The following is a 19,407-nucleotide window of genomic DNA, read 5'->3' as shown; positions in this document are numbered from 1 at the left end:
CTACTGTACTAAAGACTAAGGTTAGCTACTGTGCAGGTTGAATCATCACACTCACTTGTCCAAAACCGTAATCACCCGTTGCCAAGTCACCCCTAAATTGTTTGGCATCAAACCGATTATTCCCATGGATAAAGGTAAGCGGTTCATTAGTCATTACGGTATTATTGACCAAATCACCCACAAAGTTTTTACCTATCATTTTAACGGGTAAATTCGACATACTGGTATTTTGGGTGAGCAACGGAACGCTGGTTAAGGTCACGTTACCTATCAGTTTAGCAATCTGCTTATTTTCATCCAATTGCGCTTGGTCAGCCACCAAAGTTACTTCACGCTCGTTTTTTGGACGGATAACAATCTGCGGTTTGGACATCACGGCGGTATTGGCATTTTGGTAATGGGTTACCTGCGCCGCTGTTAACTGATAGCCGACACTACCTGTTTCGGTCGTTTGTAATGCTTTAATTTGCTCTGCTTGGTAATCAATATCGGTCGGTTTGAGTGACACTTGGGTCAAGCGAGCATCGTTTTGCGCATAAAAATAGGCCGATACGATAATAAATAATAAGCCTAAAATAAATAGCGTTTTTGTTGACACGATTGCCACCTAACATTGCCAAAAAATTTGATAAAAACGGACGTTACCACACTAAACCGCATACGCAAATCACTTAAAACAAATTGCTTAAACTAAATCAGTGAAAATAAATCACTTTCAAAAAAATCACTTAGAACAAATCCCTTAGCATAAGTCCCTTAAACCAAGTTGTATGACCTAAACCACATAACTGGCCAAAATATCATCGTAATGACCCGTTGCTTTTAATATCAAATCACATAACTCACGAACTGCCCCTTCTCCGCCTGAGCGCGTGGTAACCATATCGACCCGTTTGATGACTTCGCCATTGGCATTTGCCACAGCTACAGCAAATCCGACGGATTGTAAGGCTTTGATATCTGGCCAATCATCACCGATATAAGCACATTCTGCTAGCGAGATACCAATATTAGCTAACAATTCATTGAGCGCCGTCAATTTGTCTTCCCGCCCTTGCACTAGATGGGTAATTTTTAATTCTTTGGCACGATGCGTGACAATGTCACTAGTGCGACCCGTTATAATGGCAGTTTGAATCCCTGCTTGGTGAATACGCTGAATACCAAAGCCATCTTGAACATTAAAGGCTTTGGTTTCAACCGTGTTGGCATCATAGATAATTTTTCCATCGGACAGTACACCATCCACATCCATGACCAATAGTTTAACGTTTTTTGCTTTAGTGAGCAGACTTTGCATGACCTTATCCTTATTATTGTAAGCCTAGTTACTTTAAAAGTAGTTATTTTAAGCCTATTAATTCACACCCGCATGCAGTAGCTCATGCAAGGTCAAAACGCCCGCCAAAGTCTTATCATCATTAATGATTAATAGCTGATTTATCTTTTGTTCATTCATTAATGTCAGCGCATCAGACGCACGAACATCAGGGTTGACAGACTTTGGATTGGTTGACATCACCTGACTAATCGGCGTATCAAGCCCCAATTGGCGCGCTAAGCTACGGCGCAAGTCGCCATCGGTGAATACGCCCACGACTTGATTGCTTTCATTGGTAATCACCGTCATCCCCAGTCTACCACCTGTCATGCTAAACAAGGCTTCATTAAGCGTCGAATGCTCATCAATGGTTGGCAGGTTATTTACATGCATCAAGTCTTTTACTTGAGTTAATAATTTGCGACCCAATGCCCCTGCAGGGTGTGATAAAGCAAAATCTTCTGAGGTAAAATGCTTACTATGCACCAATGCCACCGCTAGCGCATCTCCTAGCGCCAAAGTAGCTGTGGTACTTGATGTCGGTGCCAAACCAAGGGGACAAGCTTCTTCAGACGCCCCTAAAGTCAAAGCCACATCGGCAGATCTTGGCAAAATACCACGTTTGTCGCGGCTGATGCTAATGAGCGGAATGCCCAGTTTTTTTACCACAGGCAATAACGTGCGGATTTCATCTGACTCACCTGAGTTTGAGATGCCAATTAACACATCGCCTTTGACCAACATGCCTAGGTCGCCATGACCTGCTTCACCAGGGTGCATAAAAAAAGACGGCGTTCCCGTTGAGGCAAAAGTCGCTGCAATTTTGCGACCAATAAGCCCTGACTTACCCATGCCTGTCACCACCACACGCCCCTGACAGTTTTCGATCAAATGGCAAGCAGTCACAAATCGTTCATCTAGCTGTTCAATCAGCAAATCTAAAGCATGTTGTTCCGTTTTGATAGCGTCTTTGGCATGCTTTAAATAATCAACCGATGCATCCAAGATAATTCCTCACTAATTTTTCAAAATGGCTGTTGGTGCGCTTTTTTCGGGCACCTATCTTTATGCGCTTATTACTATACGCTTATTCAGGCGTTTAATAGTTAGCATCAACAATATTTAAAGCTAAAAAATTAAAATTTTTTAAAGTCTGATTATCATAGCGTAATTTCAGCCAATATTCACGGGATAAGTCCGAAAATACATATTTTGACAACATTTCATCGAGTTTATATTAACAATCTAGGCATTGCTAAATCAGTTCCAAATAAACTATAAAAGACAAGTTATAAAAGCTATAAAAAATGGCGAACACTGAGAGGGTTCGCCACTTAATATGATGTTTTGAATTTAAAAATTAGTACTTGTCTTCACCATTGCCGTTTGCATCATCGTCAAAGTTGGCATCATCTTTGGTAGGCTCAAAATTCATAGTGTCATAGCCGCTATCAAAACCACGGTCAGCAAAACCACTGCGATCATACGGTGCTTGCGCAAACCCTGTACGCTCCTGCGGGTAGCCACGTTGATCATTGTCATAACCGCCACCATCAAAACCGCGATCGCCAAAGCCACCACGATTAGCAAACCCTGTGCGATTTGCGCCATAGCCTGATTGTTCAAAACCGCCTGCTTGACCAAATCCCATTTGGCTAGATTGACCGTAGCCACTTGCCCCTGGCATTGGCGTAGCTGAACGTGGATTGCGGGCTGGCACCACCGTCGAAATGGCGTGTTTGTATACCATTTGACTGACAGTGTTTTTGAGTAACACCACATATTGATCGAAAGATTCGATTTGACCTTGAAGCTTGATACCATTGACTAAAAAAATAGACACTGGAATACGGTCTTTTCGCAAAGAATTTAAGAAAGGGTCTTGTAGTGTTTGACCTTTTGACATAGGTTTCTCCCAGAAATAAACAGAAAGTTAGTTAAATTATTATATTTTTAGACGACTTTTTAATTATACCTTAAATGACAGCTTATTGGCTTAACACGGATTGTCAGAGCTATATTAAACAAGTACTCAAATAGTATCACCCAAGCATAGCACTGCTTTTAGCTTGTTTTTATTAGCCGCGTTCTTGCCTGATCAATAGTTGTTAAGGGTGTTATAGCAAACCGCTCAACCAATTGTTGTGTACTTACTAGCTTACGCATCCATGTATATTGGCGTTTTGCTAACTGTCTTGTAGCATATAATGCCTCATTTTGCATAGTTTGTCTATAATCTTCAATTGGGGAGCTGTGCGTGTTTAGTAAAAAACGCGCCACATTATCATGAAAATTTTCTTCATTATTATCATGTGTAAACACTGTTGTATTTTGTATTTTTTCTAAAAAATCCCAAGCTTGCCGATAGCCAACGCAGCGCATAGATGGCAGATCAGCCGTGAGGTGATACTGTTGTCGCAGGGCAATCACTTCCTGCAAAAAACCTTGTTGCCACATGATATCTAGCCGAAGTGCGATACGCTTGTGTAACCAATCGCGATCTGGCATCACGGCTAAAATCTGCCAACGCTGATGTGGATTGTCGGCCAATGCCCTAGAGGGCTGATTCTGCCAAGCACTTAATGGCTTACCTGTTTGTAGATAGATTTCCACCGCTCTGCCAATTCTTTGGGTGTCTGTGGTTTTGAGTTGCTTACCAAGGATGGGGTCTACCTGAGTTAAATAAGCATGCAGCTGTTCAATCCCCTGCTCGGCAATCAGTTGGCTGACTTTTTGGCGAGTCGCTGGCAAGGTTGCTGGGATATCATTGATACCTTGAATCAGTGCCATATAGTACATCATCGTTCCACCCACCAGCACAGGTGTTTTATTTTGCTGATGAGCAAGATTGATATGATAGTCCACATCGCTGACAAACTGCGCAACGCTGTAGCTTTGCTCAGGACTGATGATGTCAACGAGCGCATGCGGATAGTGTGCCAATTCTTCACGTGTCGGTTTGGCAGTACCGATATTCATATCCCGATAAATCAAGGCAGAATCTACCGAAATAAGACTATATTTGCCTGTTTCGTAGAGTTCATACGCCAACGCTGTTTTACCGCTGGCAGTAGGTGCTATAAGGCAAATCACGTCTTGTTTATCGGCTGTTATCATAGCTTATTCTGGGGATTCTATAGATGACTGGAAATTAGGTGAATGCGACAGCAGCCATTGTAGCATGTCAGTTTCACTGACTCGAATGGCATTATCGGCAATTTGGATAAAATCAGCTTGATTCAAATAAGATTGAACATACGCTTTATCATCACTGTCTATATGATGGTATTGTAAATCAATCAGATAAAAATATCCTTGCCAAAAAATTAAAGCAAAAGTTTGATGCTTACTTTTAAATTCATGCTGTCTTTCAAATTCATGCTGTCTATCAAATAAGGTCACTAGCTGTATCGAGTCGCTATCTGTTAACTTATCAAAATCACCCTTGGCTCCCAGCTGATACATCGACTGATTTTCGGCAACATGAGTTATGTGATTGGTGGGTTTGGGTTGGTCATTAGGCTTTATATAGTGAATGGGGGTAGCTTCACCCGCAGGCAAGTTTTGAAATTTATCGACGTTACTGTTATTAGTTTTTGTCACGCAAGCTTGCTGTTGCAGGGTGTTTAGCGCTGTCATTTTAGGCTGCAATTGCTCTAGCATATGCTGAGACAACCAAGCTAATATATTGGTCAATGGTTGGATTTTGACTTGTTGTTTACTTGGGTGAATATTGACATTTATCCACTCGGCAGGCAGCTCAAAAGACAACGCATAGCCCATTTGTAGTGAATTATCGATGCCAATACCTAGCTTGCGACCCAATTTTTGTATGGCTTGACTAATCGCCAAATCACTGACCAAACGATGATTGATATAAATCAGTTTTGGCAGATTATTTTTATGGGCGATAAAAAACCAGCCGGTGACTTGGGCACTTAAATTGTCTGGCTGTGCTTGTAAGCCTTGCAGCGATAAATAAAATGGCTGTGCAATGTCAGCCAAGGGCAAATTTAACGCTTGTTCAAGCCGCGCCAAACTAAACGCGGGCAAAAAAGGCAATGCAGCACCCTGTAAATTTTGGTGAGGGGCTTGGGCTGACTGCGTTAAGCTAAAACGCAGCTTGTCTTGATGATATAATTCAATCTGCACATCGGCAAAACTAATCGCTAATCGCTGCACGACTTGTTCAATATGGGAAAATTCTGTGGCAATACTTTTTAGGTGCGAGCGTCTGCCTGGCACATTGAAATACAAATCGCGAACGCTGACACACGTGCCGCGATGTTTTACGATAGGACGAATAGTAGCTTGGCTTACCTCACTACCGCTCACGCTCAGCTGCTGCCCTATACCGCTGTCATTGTGACTACTGGTTAATGTCAGATGCGATATCGCCGCAATGCTGGCTAGTGCCTCGCCGCGAAAGCCTAAACTATGAATACCAACCAACTCGCTGACATTAGCAAGTTTACTGGTGGCGTGGCGAGTGACTGCAAGCGTCATATCATCAGGATGAATTCCCATGCCGTTGTCACTAATTTGAATCAACCCAAGCCCGCCTTGTTCGATATCGATGCGAATATGAGTAGCGCTGGCATCGATAGCATTTTCAATCAGTTCTTTGACCACAGAAGCAGGACGCGTCACTACCTCGCCAGCGGCGATTTGGTTGATAAGCAGTGGGGATAATTTATGAATACGGTTGTCAGGCAAAACTAATCGTCACTTCTCGTTGTTCGTCATCCAGGCGTTTAATATCAATGCTTGCATTGGGCGGCGTCAAATAGCCTGCTGCACGACTCGCCCATTCAATAATCACCAAACTATTTGGCTCATCTTGGTATTCATAAAAGCCGATAAATTCCAATTCTTCAGGATCATTGAGACGGTATAAATCGGCATGGTAAACCGGCTTAATTGTACCATCGTCCTGCGTAATACGATAAGGTTCAACCAGGGTAAAAGTCGGACTTTTTACCGCGCCTGTATGCCCCATTGCCTGTAGCCAATAGCGGGTAAGCGTGGTCTTGCCCGCACCCAAATCACCCGACAGCCAAACGCTACCGGTTAAATTCATTTTGGTAAGCTCTTTAGCGAAGGCTTGGGTGTCGGTTTCGGATTTTAAGAGGATAGTTTTATTCATGTCGATTTTCCCAGCTTGCCCCATGTTTGTCCTGAATCAAAAATTGTTGCAACAACCCCATCAGATACCAACAGCTTAGTCAACTTGTAAAACCACTGTCGGATTGACAAATTTCTCGCCTTTTTTTAATTTGTCATACATGTTTGGGTCATGCCATTCGGCTTTTACTTGCTCGCTAAATTCAAAATCACCCAGCGTCAACGCGCCCATTTGGGCGTTATCGACATCGTCTTCAAAGCACTGTGCATAGCCTGTCGCTGTTTCGTGAGCGATGACGGAATAGACTTTGACATCGGTTTCGCCGTTTTGCATTTGGGTTTGTTTTAAGATTTCTCTTGCCCAAAAAAACACCACGCGGCTAAACTGCTCTGCTGAGGGCGAAACAGGCAAACTAATCCAGCGCGCGCTAAATTTTTTGCAGGCGTCAATATAGTCAGGGTCATCTTTATCCCAAAAACAAATAGCGTGATCAAAACTATCAATGATGTCTTTAATCGATGATTTTAACAGCCCAAAATCATACACCATTTGCCCGTGATCGAGGCGGTGCGCTTCTAAAATCAGCTCGATTTGGTAACTATGCCCATGAATCGAGTACTTGCAGCGATCGGAGCTACAATTGCGCACGATATGGGCATTTTCAAATTTAAATAGCTTTCTAATTCTCATAATGGGATTCGCATTTTTTTAGCAGTAATAAAGGGTTGAATGCTGACTATTATAAAGCTATTGGGCAAGTTAAGCGAATTTTCGTCATATGCGCAAATTTGCCTACCTAAATTTACCCGTCACCTAAACAAAAAATCTCGTCACATTTAAGACAGTAACTCACGTCTTAAATCGCTAACTGTGCTAATATAAAAACTTGGGGATAGACAGTTATTGTTGAAAAATGAGTTTTTTTTAGCTGAGTCTTTTTTATATAAAGTTTTGTTGATATAAAGTGTTATTGATACAAAACTTTGTTGTCATAAAGATAAGCGCGGTGGAGATAAAAAATGATGATTAGAGTATTGGTGGTTGACGATCATGATTTAGTCCGAATGGGCATCGTACGGATGCTGTCAGATAGCCCTGATATTGATGTGATTGGTGAAGCTGCAGATGGTGAAACCGCGATTATCAAAACCAAACAATTAAAACCCGATGTGGTATTACTTGATGTCAATATGCCTACCATTGGCGGGTTAGAAGTCACCAAGCGCTTGCTACAAACCGATAAAAATACCAAGATTTTGGCGGTCAGCTCTCTAGTTCAGCAGCCCTACCCATCCATGCTCATCAAAGCAGGGGTGAGTGGCTATATCACCAAAGGGACACCGCTTGATGAGATGATTAAAGGCATCAAAAAAGTCCACCAAGGCGGGCGTTATTTTAGTGCCGATGTTGCCGAGCAGCTTGCTGATATTTTATTCACTGACAATTCAGAGTCGCCATTTGATGCGCTAAGTGAGCGAGAAATGCAGGTGGCGATGATGGTGGTCAATTGCAAAAGTCCACAGCAAATCGCCGATCAGTTGTTTGTGAGTGTCAAAACAGTCAATACCTACCGCTATCGTATTTTTGAAAAGCTTAATATTGACAGTGATGTCAAACTTACCCATTTGGCTATGCGTCACGGTTTGATTCAACCCTAAATCATGATTACCAATCCTGCGTTTTCATCGCTATTTGACAAGCCAAGCACCCACGATAAAACCAAAAGAATCGGTAACGTCTACAATGGTTACCGCATTATTATTGCTATCTTTTTTTCCTTTAGTTTTATGTTGGCATTAAAAAGTGCACAGCATGATTATTGGGTATTGATTAATCTTTTCCCTACCTTTTTCTATTTTTTCTTTAGTATTGCTTTATTTATTTTGTATTACTTTTATCCCAAAAATCCGCTGTTGATGGTCGGGCTAACTGTCGATGCGCTGGTACTCACTACCTTGTTGTATTTTAGCGGTGGTAATGATTTACAAGTCATTTTGCTGTTTTTGGTGCAAGTTGCCGCAGCTTTTATGTTGGTGCGCTCCAACCAAGCTATTTTGCTCACTATTTTTGCCATCACACTGGTTATTTATCAGCAGTTTTATCAAACCCTAAAAAACGATGTGAACTACGCGCTAGTCAACAACGTGGCTTCAATGGCGATTAGCTTTATCGGGGTGGCTTATTTAAGTTATACATTATCCAAACGGCTTAAACAAATTGAGCGGCTCTCTGAGCGCCAAGTCAATGAAGTCAACGCGCTAAATGCCATTAACAATAAAATCGTGCAAATCATTGACCAAGGCGTGGTGGTATTATCCCACGATTTAGAAATTTTTATCGCCAATGATACCGCAATAGACCAACTACATCTGCCAAAGACACTTGATAATTTTAATTTGCTAGAGATTTCCCCCCTATTAGCCGCAAGACTTGCACCCATCATCCAAGAGCCTGAAGCAACTTTAATAGTGCGGCTCGATGTACCCACCACTCGTACACCTTTAGCCGTTGGCATTGAGCCTAATAACCAAAGTTTTAATGACTTGCGGCTTCGTATCACTCAACTAAGACAGCAATATGCCATTATTTTTATTGAAGATTTACGCCATGAGTTTAGCCGTGCACAGCAGTTAAAACTTGCATCACTAGGGCAATTATCCGCCAGTATTGCCCATGAGATTCGTAACCCACTGGCAACCATTAGCCAAGCCAGTCAATTATTAATGGAGGAAGTTAATGAGGCTGACAGCGGCTTATCCGATGATAATATCATGCTATATGAGATGATTTATCACCAAACCATTCGGGTCAATAAAATCATCGAAGATGTGCTGAAATTATCTCGTCAGCAGCGCCCTAATTTTGTTTATATTGAACCCAAAACTTGGCTAAACGATTTTATACAAGAAAACTTTAGCGGCCATGATATTTTTCTGCACTGCCATACTGACAAAGGTTTTATGTTTGATAACCATCAGCTAGCACAGATTTTGGTCAACCTCATCAATAACGGGCTGCGTTTTAGTAGCAAAACCCAGCCCCATGCTTTTGTCACCCTTCAAGTGTATGAATTTGGCAAATCTATTCATATCGATGTGATAGATACAGGTCGCGGCGTTGCCAAAGAAAATATTCAGTATTTATTTAATCCATTTTTTACCACCGATAATCAGGGCACGGGTCTGGGGCTTTATTTGTCGCAGGCCTTTTGTCAGGCAAACTATGCCAATCTAGAATATGCGCCAAGTGAGGGGCAAACTTGCTTTCGGATTATTTGTCAAACCAAAACTTTACCGTCTGTCTAAAATATCTTTGTAGCTAAAATTTTTAATTGAATTTTTTGGCTAAAGCATTCATATTACAGTAAGTTTATCGATATCAATTTAGCAAAATTGTCGGGAATTTGAGTGTATATGTGTTCACTTTTTTCCATTTTTTCAGTACAATATAGCGTAAATGATTAAAAAAATACATGTCGTATTTTGATCATCCTCAGGACATTTATCTCTATGGCACAACCTCAATCTTTTGAAAACGCCCCCATCAATTGGATCCCTGCGTTTGTCTTAATTAGCACGCCTTTGGCGGCTTTATTGATTGTACCTTATTACTTGTGGACACATAGCGTCAGTTGGCAAGTTTGGGCAATTTTCGCATTCTTTATGGCTTGGAATGGGTTAAGTATTACCGTCGGTTATCACCGTTTATGGTCACATCGTACTTACCAAGCGCATCCGATTGTCAAATGGTTCTTTCTGATTGGCGGCACCTTAGCTGTTCAGGGCTCAGTATTTGACTGGTGCGCAGGACACCGTTTGCACCACCGCCACGTCGATGATATCTATCAAGACCCCTACTCTGCCAAGCGTGGCTTTTGGTTTTCACATATTGGTTGGATGCTCAAAAACTACCCAAGCGGCAACTATGACTACAAAAATATCCCAGATTTAAAAGCTGATCCTGTGTTAGTCGCGCAAGATAAATATTATGCCTTGTGGATTTTATTGGCCAATATTGGCTTGCCGGCGCTGTTTGGTTGGATGGTGGGTGATGTTGCAGGTACCTTAGTACTCGCAGGGCTACTGCGCTTGGTATTAAGCCATCACTTTACTTTCTTTATCAACTCGCTTTGCCATATGTTTGGTACCCGTCCTTATACCGATACCAATACCGCGCGTGATAATCCGATTTTGGCGATTTTCACTTGGGGAGAAGGCTATCATAACTACCATCACTTTTTCCAATATGACTATCGCAATGGGGTAAAATGGTGGCAATATGATCCTAGCAAATGGATTATTTATGGCTTGTCAAAAATCGGTTTGACTTGGGATTTAAAACGTGTCCCAGACGTTACTATTCAGCATGCACAAACAGAAATGGCATTCAAACGTGCTGAGAAAAAAGTTGCGACTTTTTCAGGGAATTTAACCAGCGATTTCCAAGTGATAAAAGATCGTTTAAATAGCGAACAACAAGCCTTCAAAAAAACGATTGCAGAATGGCAAGCGTTAAAAACGCAAGCGATTGAGATGAAAAAGAATGAGTTTGCCCAGCGTATTCATGAAGTCGATGATAAGCTAAAAGACCAGTTTAGTGGCATTGAAGATAAACTTCGCAATCATGCGCAGCAAATTGAAAATTTAGTTAATCATTTAAAAGGTAAACATGTTTGATTAAAACATAAACATGTTTAAAGGTTGACTGTGTCAAAAAAGGTAGGATAAAGTCCTACCTTTTTTTTATGGTTTTGTTGGGTATCGATTAGTCTTCTAATGGATAAGAGGGTGAAAATGGGTCTAACAATTCAATCAATCGGCGTTCATAGCACTGTCCACGCCAAATAAAATGTACTTTTGCATCACTAAAGGGTTTATCATCAAACCACAAAAACACCCCTTCCATCATTTTTGGCCAATCATCCCAGCTAATTTCACCTACGCCCATCATCACCGCTAAAAATGCTGACAATAGCGTATCATGACTAACCGCCAGTAATAGATGTCCGTGCTTTGGCTGATGCTGAAATAAAAGCGCTAATAAATCCAAACCGCCTTTATGTGGCGCTTTAATACCTGCCATGTCGCCCGCCAAAAAACGATTGATAAAATTGAGCGCACCAATTTGTTTGAATACCTTACTCACTTCTTCATGGTCAACGACCAAACTACCTGGCTCTACCAACAGCGATTGGTGCGACACATTCCTAGAGATACCAGCCCCTGCTTGCATTAAAATCGCGGTATCAATACAACGTTGTATCGGGCTACTGATGCTATCTACATCCATTGAGTAATCTAAGTTGGCAGCCAACCAACGCCCCCAAGACTCCGCCAACACTCTACCTTTTGGTGTTAGTGGCAATGCATAACTGGCAAAGCCATTTTTATCTGACATTTCGCGCAATGAATGGCGGGTAAATAGTATTAGTCGCTCATGTTTCGGCAGTAGCTTGACCGAGTCAATCATACTGGGCGGTAAATGAGCAGGCATGGTGTTGATTGAATTAGACATTTAACTACGCCTTCCTTATATCTTTTTATCTTTGCACCATAAATTGATACTATAAATTGATGAGGTCAAAAATTTAAGCGATTAAATGGGATGTTACTGGGGCAAACGCGCCAATCATACCATGACTTCAATGACTTTATGCCAGTCAAAAACTATCCCGGTACTACTTATTTCATTGGGGTAGGCTCTGGGATTGACAATGACACGTGTATAACCTTGCTGATAATCAAACGCTTCATGGGTATGTCCATGTAGCCAAATATCAGGTGCAAAATCGCGCTGTAACCATTCGCTCAAATCAACGACAAATCCCGCATTACTGGGAAAATTGGCATATTTTGGCGCGATAGATAATGGGCTAATACTGTGATGCGTCATGACCACAGTGGGCATAGCATCTTTTTGGCTTTGTTTTAAGGCATTTTGCAACCATGCCCTCTGCCGCTGATGAATAGATACGGTATCTTGGGGCATTAACAGTCGGTTATCATAATAAATCTCGCGATAATCGCGCATAAACTGCTGAGCAATCTCCAACGTATTATCTTGTGGTTGATATTGATAATCCGTCCAAAGCGTTGTACCAATAATTCTAACACCCATAAATTCAAAGCTCGTGCATTGTAAAAAATGTACTTGCGTATCTTTCGTCAATGCCTTTATTTGGGTATCTAACTCAAGAATATTATGACCAAAATACTCATGATTGCCCACAATCACAAAAATTGGTTTCTCAAGTCGCTTGGATTCGCCAATCAGCCATTCGATGCCCAAAAGCCCATTGGACGTGTCGCCCGCTACTAAAATAGCATCGGCATTTGTGTAAGGGATTTCACCAATCGGCAAATCCCTTCTTGCGTAGCTATCAATATGTAAATCACTTAACACTTGAAAACGTACTGGCATACATGACTCGAAATGGATTATTTTAACGTATCCAAGATATAGTGCAGTTTGGCGGTGGGATTCGCTGCTGCCGTGATTGACCGCCCAATGACCAAATAATCAGACCCATTTGCTATAGCATCTTTGGGCGTGCAAATCCGGGTTTGGTCATTACTGGCGTCTTCTGGTAGTCTAATACCTGGCGTGACTAAAAGAAAATCCTTGCCACATAAGCCTTTAAGCATATTGGCTTCTTGTGCAGAGCAAACTACCCCATCAAGCCCAGACTGCTGAGTCAATAATGCTAGTCGCTTGACATGACTTTCTACCGAGTCGGTGATGCCCACTTCAGCCAAATCTTGCTGTGACATAGAGGTTAGCACCGTCACCGCAATCACTAAGGTTTGGTAGTTTTGCGCTGATAAACGCTCTTTCACCGTTTGCATGGCGCTGCGCCCCGCACTGGCATGGACATTGACCATCCACACCCCCAAATCAGCCGCCGCTAATACTGCTTGTGCGGTGGTGTTAGGAATATCATGAAATTTTAAATCCAAAAACACCTCAAAATCACGCTGATGTAAGGATGTCACTAAGCTATTACCATATTTGGTAAATAGCTCTTTGCCAACTTTCACTCGGCACAATGTAGGATCTAGCTTATCCGCCAAGCTTAATGCCTGACGGTCATCCATGTTATCCAATGCCACAATAATGGGTGACTTGATGGCGGATTTGATGAGTGATGTTGCTTGCGGTACTGCCACTTGATTCATAACAAACTGACTCGTTTTTTCAATTCGATAGCATGCATTGCTTATCGTACGGGTGGTAAATTAGGGTTGGCTGCGGTAGGTGCAATCGTTGCGTTGCTGGTTTGCGCTAAATGCTGTTCATAATTATGCTGCGTTTGCATCAATTTTTCTTGGGTTTGCTTTAACTCTTTAGATAAGCGTTGATTTTCCAGCTTCATCTGTAATACACGAAACAAAATCACACCTATCAATAGCCCCGCAATGACCCCTAAAACGATGCTAATAATCAACAGTAGCCCCAAACTCATTTGTGGTACTTGGCTAAACAGTAAATTTACTTCGACTTGGTTGTTATTCACCAATACCAACATCAATGAATAACCAACGACCACGAACAACAAAATCGCTAACAGATAACGCATAGTTTTCTCCTTTATTATTTTAATTAATCTACATTTTTGAATGCCACTATTATTACAGATAATTCAAAAAAAAGAGTGGATTTTTTGTCCACTCTTTTTTGATCAATCATATATTAAACCATAGCGTAAGTTCAATAACGTTAAATGACTCAAAAACCGCAACTAACGATGGTGATTGACTGCCTCTCGCAACGCTTTGCCAGGTTTAAAATGGGGTATCGCCGTTGCTTTTACGGTCACTTTTTCGCCTGTTTTAGGGTTGCGCGCCACACGTGGCTCACGATGATGCAAACTAAAACTACCAAAACCGCGTACTTCGACACGTCCATTTTGAGATAAGGTATCAACCATCAAATCAATGATTTGCTTGGTGGCATCCTCAATGGTTTTTTCTGGTATATTCTCACATTCACTTGATAATCTAGCGATCAAATCAGATTTGTTTAACACTTTTTCCATACTACCCCTAACACGCTAAACGTAACTGTCATAGTCTAAATTACAGAATGATGGTTTTAAAAACTTCGTTACAGTCCAATTTCATCCAGCAATCTATCAACAATCATAATAATGAAAAATTACATTTTATTACTTTTCTTCGCATATTATAACAAAACCACCTTAAATTCGTCGGCTTTTTTTAGCCTAAATAGCCATTTTATTACCTAAAAGGTGAAAATAAAAAAAGCGACTAAGTTAGTCGCTTTTTTTATCGCTCGCAAAACCGATTATTGGTTTTGTTGTTGCTCTTTGATTAAGTCACCAATCGTTTTTGGCTGTGTATCAACCGCTGCATTTGAACTTAATGCTTTGATAGCATCACGTTGCTCAGCTTCATCTTTTGCACGAACTGATAGGTTGATACCGCGAGTTTTGCGATCCACGCTGACAATTTTCGCTTCAACTTCATCACCGACATTCAGTACAGTGGTCGCATCGTCTACTTTGTCTTGTTGGATTTCTGAAGCACGTAAATAGCCTTCTACGTCGTCAGCCAATTTTACTTTAGCGCCTTTTGCATCAACGTCCGTCACCACCCCTTTTACTACCGCACCACGATCATTTGATATTAGGTATTCGTTGAATGGGTCGCTGTTAAGTTGTTTGATACTTAAGCTGATACGGTTAGCTTCTGCATCTACAGACAAGATGACCGCTTCAACGGTATCACCTTTATTATAGTTACGAATCGCTTCTTCACCGCTTTCAGTCCAAGAAAGGTCTGATAAGTGAACTAGACCATCAATACCACCTTCTAAACCGATAAAGATACCGAAGTCAGTGATTGATTTGATAGTACCCGATACTTTGTCACCTTTTTGGTGGTTCTTATCAAACTCTTCCCATGGGTTTGGCATGGTTTGTTTGATACCTAGGCTGATACGACGACGGTCTTCATCGATATCAAGGATTTGAACCATGATCTCATCACCGATTTGTACCACTTTTGAAGGATGGATGTTTTTGTTGGTATGATCCATTTCAGAAACGTGTACCAAGCCTTCGATACCATCAGCGATTTCAGCAAAACAACCATAATCAGTAAGGTTAGTTACACGTGCTTTAACGTTAGTACCTTTTGGATAGTTGTTAAGAACGTCTTGCCATGGGTCAGTGCCGAGTTGTTTTAGACCTAAGCTGACACGGTTACGTTCACGGTCAAATTTTAACACTTTAACCTTTAATTCTTGACCCACTTCAACCACTTCTGATGGGTGCTTGATACGGCGCCATGCCATATCGGTGATGTGTAATAGACCATCGATACCACCTAGGTCTACGAATGCACCGTAATCCGTTAAGTTTTTCACCACGCCGACCACTTCTTGACCTTCTTCAAGGTTAGATAGTAGTGCTTCGCGCTCTGCTGAGTTTTCAGATTCCATCACAGCGCGGCGGCTAACAACGACGTTGTTGCGTTTTTGATCCAGTTTGATGATTTTAAATTCTAGCTCTTTGCCTTCTAAGTGCGCCGTGTCGCGTACTGGGCGAGTGTCCACCAATGAACCTGGTAAGAACGCACGTACTGAACCGATATCAACCGTGAAACCACCTTTAACTTTACCAGAGATAAGACCGGTTACGATCTCATTGTTCTCATAAATTTTTTCAAGTACGTTCCAAGTTTCAGCACGTTTTGCTTTTTCACGTGACAATAGGGTTTGACCCATGCCATTGTCAACCGCATCTACAACGACTTGAACTTGGTCGCCAACTGCTACTTCAAGCTCGCCTTGTTCATTCAAAAATTCTGAACGTGCAACGATACCTTCTGATTTTAGACCCGTGTCTACGGTAATCCAGTCGCTATCAATCGCAACTACGGTACCTGAGATAACTGCACCGCGTTCTACGTCAAGTGCTTGGCTCGCTTCAAACAGTTCAGCAAATGATTCCATCATAAAATTTACCTTTGTATAGCCGTAGCCTGTCCAGCACAGTACGGTTCAAATTAAGATTTTTTATAAACATAAGGCTGGTTTTAGTGCCTATAAAAAATCGATAAAACTTTTAAAAACAGTTAATTAATTATTAAACCACGTTCAAGGCATAGTTGCCAAACTTGGTTAAACACTTGCTCAGCATCGATGGCTGAGCTATCAATCACTATCGCATCATCGGCAGGCTTAGCCGGTGAGGCACTGCGTGTACTATCACGCTCATCACGTGCAATAATTTGTGCCAAAATTTCGTCAAAATCTGCCTGTTTGCCAGCATGGGTTAACTGACTGACACGGCGCTCGGCTCGTGCTTCAGCGGATGCGACCAAATAGACTTTAAGCGTTGCATCGGGAAAAACCACTGTTCCCATATCACGCCCGTCTGCAATCAAGCCCTTTTTTGGGTTGCCTTGCGACGTTGCCATATTTTTTTGTAACTCCAATAGCGCTTGACGCACCTTCGGGAATACTGCGACTTTTGACGCAAAGTTACCCACTTCTTCGGTGCGAATCACTTCGCTCACATCGTTGGCATTCACGAGCACTGTCACATGCTCAGAACCCGCTTTTGCGGCTGCAAACTCAATTTTTAACGATTGGGTTAAATCAGCTAGTGCAGCTTCATCAATGCTGCCGGTTAACAAACCCGCTTGGTGGGCTGCAAGCCCCACAATCCGATACAGCGCACCTGAATCCAAAATTTGATAATCCAGTAGCTTTGCCAGTCTTGCCGTCAATGTACCTTTACCTGCACCACTTGAGCCATCAACGGTGATGACGGGCAGACTTGCGGTTAAATCTTCTTTAGTTACATCAAAAGACGGTTGCGTTAACGTTTGTGACATGCCATTCTTATGAACAAAGCAAAAATAGTCGTATATTTTACGCCTGAAAGCTATTTTATACAAGTGATTTGGCACAAGCATTGACTACATTGCGTCTCATTTTTTGCCAATGAAAAAATGCACAAAAAAGGGACTAAAAAGGAGAAATGCACCGATACGCAGAGTGATGATTAACCATTGTGCGATAGAAGAAAAAAGCTAGCGACTTACAGGATTAAGCATAAGCTCACCTTTAACAATCGCTCACCTTTAACAATCACAGGCTAAAACTGCCAGAGTTTCTAGAATTTCCAAAATTTATAGCGTGTAGGTGGGTTTATCGGAGCTGATATGACCTGCTAACAGGCGGTCGACTTCGTTTTTGATGCGTAAACCTGCTTCATCTTTGCCAAGCTGTAACGCATAGCCTGCGGGGCGCTGGGCTTGTGCACGGTGGTTAACCCACACCACTTTACCATGCAGCGGCATTCTCTCACTCGAATTTGGCAAAGTAATTGCCACAAAGGTTTGACTGCCTAGTTGTTGCTGCTGGTTAGTAGGAATAAATAACGCACCGTTTTCAATAAAAGGCAGATAGCTAGCATACAATTTTTCGATCGTATCATAGTTAATGGTGGTGATACCGCCACGAGATGGCATTGCCATAATCACTATTCCTTTTACTAACGCATGGTGAATGATAAATAATATAGATTAATTGAATAGATTAGCAATCAAGCATGGTGCTAAAAATTTTATCATAGCATAACTTATCTTGGATATGTTGCTGTCTATCTTGCCAGATTTGATCGATAACCCGCTGCAACTGGCTAATTTGCCTTAATGTCGGTGGTGGCTGCAGCTTGCCAAAATCCAAGTCATTGGCGGACGCTGAGATACCGACGGCAAATTGCCCCAATGGTACTAACAAGGCTTGCGACAAGTATAAAAAGTCTGTCAATGTCAGTGTTTTTTGCCAATAGTTGCTGGCTTGTACAGGCATACGTTGCCCGCTACGAACCGCTTGAAAGCTGTTTATCCAAGTTTGGCGGTGTTGATACCATTCGCTGTGTAACATTTGCAGTGCCAAAAAGGGCGCATAACCAGACAATTCACTCACTTGTTGTAGCGTTGCAGTATCGGTATTTGGCAATAACTGCTGCATCGCTTGCATTGACTGAACGGGGGTCACATGGCTTACCGAAAATGCCTGTAGCCGCGAGCGAATCGTTGGCAGTAGCTGCGAAGGACTATCGCTAATTAACAGCATCAACACATTTTCGGCAGGCTCTTCTAAGGTCTTAAGAAGCGCGTTACTAGCGGCTAGAGTCATCGCATCCGCTTGGTGAATAACCACGATTCTTAATCCGCCACTCGATTGCGTGACAAAAGGCTGTAATTCCCGAATTTCGTCAATCTTGATGCTATAACCTGACTGATGGGTTGGGGCTTGCGCCACGAGGGCATTGTTTGCTTTAGGTTTAGGCGACGCGTCACGCGCCACGGTGGGTGTGGGAATTTGATAAAGATCGGGGTGGGTATTGGCGATCAGCCATTGGCAACTTTGGCATTGCCCACAGGCAGTTGTAACACCTTGTGCATTGACCCGTTGATTCTCACACAAAGCCCATGCGACAAACCGATACACGAAGGCGCGTTTACCCGTCCCTGCATTGCCTGCAAACAACATTGCGTGCGGCAAGGCGTCTAGATGGGTGGTCAAATACTGCCAAGTTGGCTGTTGCCACGGCAATAAATCCATAAACAGCCACTGCTGTATCACCTGTTGGTTGACGGGGTCTGGATAGTAGTATTGGGTTACTTCATTGGGTGTTGATTCGGTATTGGGTTGTTTGGTGCTTTTTGATTGAGAGGTTATAGTCGATGCCATAGAAAAAAATCAGTCAACAGAGTAACCATAGTATAATCGCTGCAGCTAGATAATCAATGAGGATAATCAGTCAGGTTGTTTTCTCAAATACATAAATGCGGTAACACGTCGCGTTATTTTATCCCTTACTGTCTTTAAACCTTGGCCCATAAGATTTTTGTTGCAAATAAATGATGGATTTTTTCCGATGAGTCGATTAAATTTTCATCTTAAGATATCTATTTTCGTA

The 19,407-nt window shown here is 42.0% G+C and carries 20 protein-coding genes; 3 read left to right on the top strand and 17 right to left on the bottom strand.

All coding sequences use genetic code 11. From position 1 onward, the window contains the following. Nucleotides 1-25: 25 nt before the first annotated feature. The 8 genes from lptC to RT064_RS05130 all read right to left on the bottom strand — a co-directional run bounded on the left by lptC (nucleotide 26) and on the right by RT064_RS05130 (nucleotide 7,136). Nucleotides 26-598: an LPS export ABC transporter periplasmic protein LptC gene (gene lptC / locus RT064_RS05165; protein WP_313062131.1), complete on the bottom strand. Its 573-nt coding sequence runs from the start codon at nucleotides 596-598 to the stop codon at nucleotides 26-28. A gap of 177 nt (nucleotides 599-775) precedes the next feature. Continuing rightward, nucleotides 776-1,300 carry a KdsC family phosphatase gene (locus RT064_RS05160; protein ID WP_313062130.1) on the bottom strand — a complete coding sequence of 175 codons (525 nt, stop codon included), beginning with the start codon at nucleotides 1,298-1,300 and terminating at the stop codon, nucleotides 776-778. A 57-nt stretch (nucleotides 1,301-1,357) separates the two neighbouring features. Further along, entirely contained in the window at nucleotides 1,358-2,326 is a 969-nt protein-coding gene (locus tag RT064_RS05155; protein ID WP_313062129.1) for a KpsF/GutQ family sugar-phosphate isomerase, read from the bottom strand. 355 nt (nucleotides 2,327-2,681) lie between these two features. Next, entirely contained in the window at nucleotides 2,682-3,227 is a 546-nt protein-coding gene (gene hfq, locus RT064_RS05150) for an RNA chaperone Hfq (protein ID WP_219333040.1), read from the bottom strand. A 158-nt stretch (nucleotides 3,228-3,385) separates the two neighbouring features. Further along, the gene (gene miaA / locus RT064_RS05145) at nucleotides 3,386-4,438 is read right to left on the bottom strand and encodes a tRNA (adenosine(37)-N6)-dimethylallyltransferase MiaA (RefSeq protein ID WP_313062128.1); all 1,053 of its coding nucleotides are present in this window, start codon (nucleotides 4,436-4,438) and stop codon (nucleotides 3,386-3,388) included. Nucleotides 4,439-4,441: 3 nt separating this feature from the next. Then, the gene (gene mutL, locus RT064_RS05140) at nucleotides 4,442-6,037 is read right to left on the bottom strand and encodes a DNA mismatch repair endonuclease MutL (RefSeq protein WP_313062126.1); all 1,596 of its coding nucleotides are present in this window, start codon (nucleotides 6,035-6,037) and stop codon (nucleotides 4,442-4,444) included. Continuing rightward, nucleotides 6,030-6,467, bottom strand: coding sequence for a tRNA (adenosine(37)-N6)-threonylcarbamoyltransferase complex ATPase subunit type 1 TsaE (gene tsaE, locus RT064_RS05135; protein ID WP_313062124.1), 438 nt, complete (start codon nucleotides 6,465-6,467; stop codon nucleotides 6,030-6,032). The genes mutL and tsaE overlap by 8 nt, the downstream gene beginning before the upstream one ends. A 75-nt stretch (nucleotides 6,468-6,542) precedes the next feature. Then, complete coding sequence (locus tag RT064_RS05130) at nucleotides 6,543-7,136, bottom strand: 6-pyruvoyl trahydropterin synthase family protein (RefSeq protein WP_007116356.1); 594 nt, start codon at nucleotides 7,134-7,136, stop codon at nucleotides 6,543-6,545. 332 nt (nucleotides 7,137-7,468) lie between these two features. On the opposite strand from RT064_RS05130, the gene RT064_RS05125 reads away from it, so the two are divergent. The 3 genes from RT064_RS05125 (at nucleotide 7,469) to RT064_RS05115 (ending at nucleotide 11,122) form a co-directional block, all read left to right on the top strand. Further along, nucleotides 7,469-8,104: a response regulator gene (locus RT064_RS05125; RefSeq protein ID WP_036603711.1), complete on the top strand. Its 636-nt coding sequence runs from the start codon at nucleotides 7,469-7,471 to the stop codon at nucleotides 8,102-8,104. A 3-nt stretch (nucleotides 8,105-8,107) separates the two neighbouring features. Beyond that, on the top strand, nucleotides 8,108-9,751 hold the full coding sequence (locus RT064_RS05120) for a sensor histidine kinase (protein WP_313062123.1): 1,644 nt from the start codon (nucleotides 8,108-8,110) through the stop codon (nucleotides 9,749-9,751). A 204-nt stretch (nucleotides 9,752-9,955) separates the two neighbouring features. Beyond that, nucleotides 9,956-11,122: an acyl-CoA desaturase gene (locus RT064_RS05115; protein WP_313062121.1), complete on the top strand. Its 1,167-nt coding sequence runs from the start codon at nucleotides 9,956-9,958 to the stop codon at nucleotides 11,120-11,122. Nucleotides 11,123-11,210: 88 nt separating this feature from the next. Here the strand turns inward: RT064_RS05115 and RT064_RS05110 are convergent, their stop codons facing one another. The 9 genes from RT064_RS05110 to RT064_RS05070 form a co-directional block, all read right to left on the bottom strand. Next, nucleotides 11,211-11,960: a histidine phosphatase family protein gene (locus RT064_RS05110; RefSeq protein ID WP_313062120.1), complete on the bottom strand. Its 750-nt coding sequence runs from the start codon at nucleotides 11,958-11,960 to the stop codon at nucleotides 11,211-11,213. Nucleotides 11,961-12,074: 114 nt separating this feature from the next. Continuing rightward, on the bottom strand, nucleotides 12,075-12,866 hold the full coding sequence (locus RT064_RS05105; RefSeq protein ID WP_313062119.1) for a metallophosphoesterase: 792 nt from the start codon (nucleotides 12,864-12,866) through the stop codon (nucleotides 12,075-12,077). A gap of 17 nt (nucleotides 12,867-12,883) precedes the next feature. Beyond that, on the bottom strand, nucleotides 12,884-13,585 hold the full coding sequence (pyrF, locus tag RT064_RS05100) for an orotidine-5'-phosphate decarboxylase (protein WP_313062169.1): 702 nt from the start codon (nucleotides 13,583-13,585) through the stop codon (nucleotides 12,884-12,886). A 77-nt stretch (nucleotides 13,586-13,662) separates the two neighbouring features. Continuing rightward, complete coding sequence (locus RT064_RS05095; RefSeq protein ID WP_007116364.1) at nucleotides 13,663-14,022, bottom strand: lipopolysaccharide assembly protein LapA domain-containing protein; 360 nt, start codon at nucleotides 14,020-14,022, stop codon at nucleotides 13,663-13,665. Nucleotides 14,023-14,184: 162 nt separating this feature from the next. Next, the gene (locus tag RT064_RS05090; RefSeq protein ID WP_062334394.1) at nucleotides 14,185-14,481 is read right to left on the bottom strand and encodes an integration host factor subunit beta; all 297 of its coding nucleotides are present in this window, start codon (nucleotides 14,479-14,481) and stop codon (nucleotides 14,185-14,187) included. Nucleotides 14,482-14,750: 269 nt separating this feature from the next. Continuing rightward, nucleotides 14,751-16,421, bottom strand: coding sequence for a 30S ribosomal protein S1 (gene rpsA / locus RT064_RS05085; protein WP_248145604.1), 1,671 nt, complete (start codon nucleotides 16,419-16,421; stop codon nucleotides 14,751-14,753). Between the two features lie 122 nt (nucleotides 16,422-16,543). Then, nucleotides 16,544-17,308: a (d)CMP kinase gene (cmk, locus tag RT064_RS05080; protein WP_313062118.1), complete on the bottom strand. Its 765-nt coding sequence runs from the start codon at nucleotides 17,306-17,308 to the stop codon at nucleotides 16,544-16,546. A 297-nt stretch (nucleotides 17,309-17,605) separates the two neighbouring features. Beyond that, the gene (locus tag RT064_RS05075; protein ID WP_135889053.1) at nucleotides 17,606-17,953 is read right to left on the bottom strand and encodes a PilZ domain-containing protein; all 348 of its coding nucleotides are present in this window, start codon (nucleotides 17,951-17,953) and stop codon (nucleotides 17,606-17,608) included. A 61-nt stretch (nucleotides 17,954-18,014) separates the two neighbouring features. Further along, a complete protein-coding gene (locus RT064_RS05070) occupies nucleotides 18,015-19,178 on the bottom strand; it encodes a DNA polymerase III subunit delta' (RefSeq protein WP_313062117.1) in 1,164 nt (387 codons plus the stop codon). Nucleotides 19,179-19,407 lie beyond the last annotated feature (229 nt).

Origin of the sequence: Moraxella sp. CTOTU49097, from assembly GCF_032064105.1 — a bacterium.
Classification (GTDB): Bacteria; Pseudomonadota; Gammaproteobacteria; order Pseudomonadales; family Moraxellaceae; genus Faucicola; species Faucicola osloensis_B.
Note: the sequence above shows the minus strand (reverse complement) of the source record. Positions and strands in the feature narration are given on the sequence as shown.

Bases quoted from the DNA above. Each gene is read 5' to 3' on its own strand.
- RT064_RS05105 (WP_313062119.1), bottom strand. From the start codon at position 12,866: ATGCCAGTACGTTTTCAAGTGTTAAGTGATTTACATATTGATAGCTAC.
- RT064_RS05120 (WP_313062123.1), top strand. From the start codon at position 8,108: ATGATTACCAATCCTGCGTTTTCATCGCTATTTGACAAGCCAAGCACC.
- RT064_RS05110 (WP_313062120.1), bottom strand. From the start codon at position 11,960: ATGTCTAATTCAATCAACACCATGCCTGCTCATTTACCGCCCAGTATG.
- RT064_RS05125 (WP_036603711.1), top strand. From the start codon at position 7,469: ATGATTAGAGTATTGGTGGTTGACGATCATGATTTAGTCCGAATGGGC.
- rpsA (WP_248145604.1), bottom strand. From the start codon at position 16,421: ATGGAATCATTTGCTGAACTGTTTGAAGCGAGCCAAGCACTTGACGTA.
- tsaE (WP_313062124.1), bottom strand. From the start codon at position 6,467: ATGAATAAAACTATCCTCTTAAAATCCGAAACCGACACCCAAGCCTTC.
- RT064_RS05070 (WP_313062117.1), bottom strand. From the start codon at position 19,178: ATGGCATCGACTATAACCTCTCAATCAAAAAGCACCAAACAACCCAAT.
- hfq (WP_219333040.1), bottom strand. From the start codon at position 3,227: ATGTCAAAAGGTCAAACACTACAAGACCCTTTCTTAAATTCTTTGCGA.
- RT064_RS05090 (WP_062334394.1), bottom strand. From the start codon at position 14,481: ATGGAAAAAGTGTTAAACAAATCTGATTTGATCGCTAGATTATCAAGT.
- miaA (WP_313062128.1), bottom strand. From the start codon at position 4,438: ATGATAACAGCCGATAAACAAGACGTGATTTGCCTTATAGCACCTACT.
- RT064_RS05115 (WP_313062121.1), top strand. From the start codon at position 9,956: ATGGCACAACCTCAATCTTTTGAAAACGCCCCCATCAATTGGATCCCT.
- RT064_RS05130 (WP_007116356.1), bottom strand. From the start codon at position 7,136: ATGAGAATTAGAAAGCTATTTAAATTTGAAAATGCCCATATCGTGCGC.
- RT064_RS05075 (WP_135889053.1), bottom strand. From the start codon at position 17,953: ATGGCAATGCCATCTCGTGGCGGTATCACCACCATTAACTATGATACG.
- RT064_RS05095 (WP_007116364.1), bottom strand. From the start codon at position 14,022: ATGCGTTATCTGTTAGCGATTTTGTTGTTCGTGGTCGTTGGTTATTCA.
- cmk (WP_313062118.1), bottom strand. From the start codon at position 17,308: ATGTCACAAACGTTAACGCAACCGTCTTTTGATGTAACTAAAGAAGAT.
- RT064_RS05160 (WP_313062130.1), bottom strand. From the start codon at position 1,300: ATGCAAAGTCTGCTCACTAAAGCAAAAAACGTTAAACTATTGGTCATG.